This is a genomic window from Nostoc sp. NMS8, assembly GCF_017115045.1.
Taxonomy (GTDB): Bacteria; Cyanobacteriota; Cyanobacteriia; order Cyanobacteriales; family Nostocaceae; genus Nostoc.
In genome coordinates this window covers 1-5520 of sequence record NZ_JABXKK010000081.1, presented here as the reverse complement: position 1 = coordinate 5520, position 5520 = coordinate 1, and the positions used below count along the sequence as shown (strand labels likewise).

Annotated in this window: 2 protein-coding genes; both read right to left on the bottom strand. The window is 42.4% G+C overall.

What is annotated here, in order from left to right:
• Nucleotides 1-29 precede the first annotated feature (29 nt).
• Nucleotides 30-2402, bottom strand: coding sequence for a condensation domain-containing protein (locus tag HWQ39_RS15050; protein WP_292846227.1), 2373 nt, complete (start codon nucleotides 2400-2402; stop codon nucleotides 30-32).
• A gap of 39 nt (nucleotides 2403-2441) precedes the next feature.
• Nucleotides 2442-5405 (bottom strand): amino acid adenylation domain-containing protein, encoded by a 2964-nt coding sequence (locus HWQ39_RS15045; RefSeq protein WP_292846224.1) that lies wholly within the window; start codon nucleotides 5403-5405, stop codon nucleotides 2442-2444.
• Nucleotides 5406-5520: the final 115 nt, after the last annotated feature.

Genomic DNA, 5520 nt, shown 5'->3' with positions numbered 1-5520 from the left:
TATTACACGGTAAATCTACCGTTTTTATGTTAAGTAATATTTCGCCAACAGTATCCCAAGGGAACTAAAGCGGATTTTCCTTCGTGCATCTGAACTGGATAGGTTAGCACCCCAACAGTAGCTTCCGTAGGTCCGTAGTGGTTGAAGATACGACAATCAGCATATTGCCGAATCTGCTCAATTAACTCCCAAGTTGCAGCCTCACCACCCATAATTAGGCATTGGCGGGGTAGAATTTTCTCAGGCTGCGTACCAGTTAGTAAGGCAGCAAGGTGAGTGGGTACAATTTTTAAACAGTCGATGGGATGGTTGTCACAGTAATCTGCTAAAGCTGCTGAATGAATTGCACACTCGTAGGATATAATATGCAGACATCCCCCTGTACCTAAAGACGGAAAAATAACTGTATTGCCCAAATCGGCGGCAAAAGTGGAAATTGTAGCGAAGCTAGCACCTGTTGGCAGTTTTAGTTTTTCTACAATACCGTAATAGTAGTTTAAAAGTTGCCGATGCTCGATCGCGACTGGGTTTGGTCTGCCTGTAGAACCGGAGGTGTAAAGCACGTAAATTAAATTCTCTGGCGTCACAAGCGCGATTGGGTTCCTATCAGGTTGCTTAGTAATAATGTCCCAGTCGGTATCTAGGCAGATTACTGTCATTTGTTCAAAGCTATCAACCAATGACGTATGACTAATAACTACTGATACTTGCACATCTTGCAACCGCAGCACCAAGTTCTGTGCGGGTAATGCAGGGTCGAGTGGTAGGTAAGCACCTCCTGCTTTGAGAATGCCTAAAAGACCAACAATCATGTCTGTGGATCTTTCAACACAAAGCCCTACCACCACTTCTGGCCCAACGCCTAGCTTTTGTAAGTAATGGGCTAGACAGTTTGCTTTTTTGTTTAACTCAAGATATGTTAGTTTCTGATCTTCAAAAACTACAGCTACTGCAAGGGGTGTCTTTTCCACCTGTAACTCAAACAGTTGATGGATACATTTGTCTTTAGGGTACTCTCTCTGGGTGTTATTCCAATCCACCAGTATCTGCCGTTCAGTTGCTGTTAGTAGAGGTAGTTTGCTGACTTGAAGTTGTGGATTAGCAACAATTCCGAACAATAATGTCTGGAAATGCTGATTCATTCGGGTAATTGTGTCCCCATCAAACAGGTCGGTGTTATATTCCCAGCGTCCCTGTAATCCCTGTTTTGTCTGAGCCATTGACAGAGTAAGATCAAATTTTGATGTTACGTTATCCAAGTCAAAAGGTGTCAAAGTAAGGTTGGGTAACTTGAATGTTTGTTCGGGTACATTCTGCAAGACAAACATCACTTGGAACAGTGGATTGTGACTGAGACTACGCTCTGGCTGTAAGGCTTCCACGACTTTTTCAAAGGGGGCATCTTGATGTTCATAAGCATCCAAAGCTACTTGTTGCACCTGAGCCAGTAATTCGGCAAAACTAGGATTATCTTGGATGCGAATGCGTAACACTAAGGTATTGACAAAAGAGCCAATCAGAGGTTCAATTTCAGAGCGATTGCGGTTAGCAATAGGAGAACCTATACTAATATCTTCTTGAGAGCTATAACGGTAAAGTAGGGTAGCAAAGGCTGCTAACAAGGTCATGAATAGGGTAGTGCCTGTTTTTTTGCTCAGGGTTTGTAACTGCTTGTTTAGCTCAGGGTTGAGTTGAAAGCTCAGGCTTTTTCCTCGGAAGCTTTGTATGCTTGGTCGCGGGCGATCGCTCGGTAGTTCTAATATGGGTGATGCATTAGATAACTGTTGCTTCCAGTAATCAAGTTGAGTTTGCAAACGTTCCTCACGCCACCACTGTCTTTGCCAAACTGCAAAGTCAGCGTATTGAATAGGTAAGCTGGGTAAGGGAGAAGAACTGTTAGATAAAAAGGCTTGATAAAGAGTAAATAATTCTTGAATAAAGATGGCAACAGACCAACCATCAAAGACAATATGATGCATACTTGCAAGTAGCACAAACTCTTGAGGAGCTACTTGTAACAGTGTTACTCGCAGACTTTGACTTTCAGTAAGATTGAAGAGGGTTTCTAGCTCCTGCTTCACCTTTTGTTGTACTTGCTCAGAACGTTGGTCTTGGGAAAACTCTTGCAAGTCCACCACTGCTATGGTAAAATTTATACCAGAATCAATTATTTGTACTGGCGTTCCATTAGTAATTGTGAAACGGGTACGCAGGATTTCGTGACGTTGAATGAGTGTTACTAAGGCCTGTTCTAAGACAGCAATATTCAGGTTTCCCTGAATCTGGAGCGCTATGGGAATATTATATTTGTGACTTTTTCCGTCTAGTTGGTCGAGAAACCACAGTCGTTCTTGAGTAAAAGATAAGGGAAACTGGTTTGATGTTCTCTGAGTAGGAGTTATGGTAAATTTTAAGTCCTTTATCTCTTCGGGACTCTTAACTTAGATATCTGCGTTGTTTTGCTCTAACTTTAACAGTATCTGGCTGAGTTGAGCTACTGTAGGCAATTCAAACAAGCGACGCAGGGGTAACTCGACGTTGAAAGTTTCTCGCAAGCGAGATATGACTTGAGTCCCCAAAAGAGAATGTCCGCCGATTTGAAAAAAGTTGTCGTGGATACTGATTCGTTGCATTCCCAAGACAGAGGTAAAGATATGGGCGAGCGCTTCCTCTATCGGCGTACATGGTAGCACAAAATTGTCTCGACTTAATTCCTCATCCGGTGCTTTTAGTGCTTTACGGTCTACCTTCCCACTAGGGGTTAGAGGCATAGCTTCCAGCATCACAAATGCCGATGGAATCATATACTCTGGCAGTTTCTGTTTAAGGAAATCGCGCAACTCGCGGCTACTGAGAGATTTTTGATCAGAAACCAGATAGGCGACTAGACGTTTATTTGCTGGTTTATCTTCTCTAGCAATAACAACGGCTTGTCGGACTTGGGGGTGAGTACTGAGAACAGTTTCAATTTCTCCAGGTTCAATCCGAAAACCACGAATCTTGACTTGGCGATCGCTGCGACCTAAAAATTGGATATTACCATTAGGAAGATAACGGGCTAAATCCCCAGTTTTATAAAGACGTGCTTGAAATTGGAGAATAAAAGGATGAGGAATAAATTTTTCTTTGGTTAAGTCAGGACGGTTTAAATAACCACGAGCAACTCCTGCGCCACCAATATAAAGTTCTCCCGAAACACCAATCGGAACAGGTTGCAGATTCTCATCTAGAATGTACATTTGGTTATTGGCGATCGGTCTTCCAATCGGCGGAATAGCTTGCCAGTCACTTGCACGACCCTGTAAGGTAAAACTGGTGACTACATGAGTCTCTGATGGCCCATAGTGGTTTTGCAATACACAATCAGGAAGTTTGTTAAAAAAACTAATAAGGGGAGGAGTAATTTGCAGTTGTTCACCTGCGGTAATAATTTCACGCAAATTTTTCGGATGGAATGGTGAACTATTAGCAACTTGGGCTAACTGCTGTAAGGCGACAAAAGGTAAAAATAGTCTTTCTATTTTTTCTTCAACAATTAGCCGTAATAAAGCGTATGCATCTTGTCGAATCTCCTCAGAAATCAAGACTAACGTACCCCCTGCACACCAAGTTGAAAAAATTTCTTGAAAGGAGACATCAAAACTTATAGGTGCAAATTGTAAGGTTTTTGCTTTAGTGTCGGTGATAGCATTTTCAATCTGCCATAATATCAGGTTGACCAAGGAATAATGCCTCATGGCAATTCCCTTTGGCTTACCAGTCGAACCTGAAGTATAAATTACATAAGCTAGGTTATTTACACTTACCTGACTGACAGGATTTTCTTGACTTTGAGTGCTAATTACCTCCCACTGGGAGTCCAAGCAGACAATATCAGCCTGATAGAAAGGCAATGATTCCAGCAGATGCTGCTGTGTCAACAGCACTGAGACAGCAGCATCCTGCAACATATCACTTAAACGCTCTTGGGGATAATTGGGATCTAGTGGTACATAAGCCCCGCCTGCTTTAAGAATCCCTAATAATCCTACTACCATTTCTAAAGAACGCTCTACACAGATGCCAACCAGCACATCCGGTTCTACACCCAAAGTCTTTAGGTAGTGAGCTACTTTATTAGCACGTTCGTTTAACTCCCGGTAGGTAAGTAGTTGATTTTCAAATATTACTGCCACTGCATTTGGAGTGCTTAAAGCTTGTACTTCAAACAACTCATGGATACATTTATCCAAAGAATAGTCTGCTTGAGTATCGTTCCATTTCACCAATAATTGGTGTTGCTCGGCTAGCGTGAGTAAGGGCAATTTACAAATATGCTGCTGTGGGTGAGTAACAATACCTTCCAGTAAAATCTCAAAATGCCCAGCCATGCGCTCTATAGTACTGGCATCAAATAAATCGGTGTTATATTCCCACACTGTCATCAGTCCTTGAGTGGTTTGCTCTAAGGATAAAGTTAAATTAAACTTTGCCGTTTTATTTTCTACAGGCAATGGACTTAGAGTTAAGCCAGTGAGATCTAAAGAAGATGTAGGAGCATTCTGGAACACAAACATTACTTGGAATAGCGGTGAGCTGCTCAAGTCTCGTTCTGGTTGTAGTTCTTCTACTAGTTTTTCAAAAGGTAGGTCTTGATGAGCAAACGCTCCTAAAACGACAGAGCGAATTCGACCTAGCAATTCACTAAAAGTCGGGTTCTGCGATAAATCAGTACGTAGTACTAAAGTGTTGATGAAGCACCCAATTAAACCCGATATTTCACGTCGATTACGGTTAGCAATGGGTGAACCCACAAGGATATCTTCTTGCCCTGTGTAGCGGTAGAGTAAAGTCTTGAATGCTGCCAACAAAACCATGAACAAGGTTGCATCTTCAGATTCGCTGAAACATTTTAAGGCTTCGATGAGTTCTTGAGGTAATACTTGAGAGTAGGATGCACCCCGGTAGGTTTGGATTGATGGTTGTAGGCGGTCTGTGGGCAGATGTAGTACAGGAAGGTTGCCACTCAGTTGTTGCTTCCAGTAGTCAATTTGAGACTGGAGTATTTTACCCTGTAGGCGATCACGCTGCCATTGAGCAAAGTCTGCATACTGGATCGGAAGTTCAGGAAGTGGTGTACCCCTTGGGGGAAGCGAGCTACGCGTAACATCTGGCAGAGAAGGCTCGTTGTTGCAAAAGGCTGTATAGAGTTTTGATAGTTCTTGAAGAAACACCCCATGAGACCAGCCATCGTAAACAATATGGTGGATAGTCGTCAGGAAAATATATTCTTCTTTATTGAGATGCCAAAGCTTAACACGCAGCAATGGCCCTTGCTCTAAATCAAAGGGTTTTTGAATTTCTTCATTAGCTTGTCGTTGCGCTTCAGCTTCTCGCTGTTGTGGAGGCAATTCTTGCAGGTCTATTATCGCAATACTCCGGACAATTTTTAGTTGACGGAATAGACAAGAAAGCTATCGAACCATTAAGGTGCTGATTAGAAAAAACTTGCACCGACTCGATAGCCATATGGAAATTGTA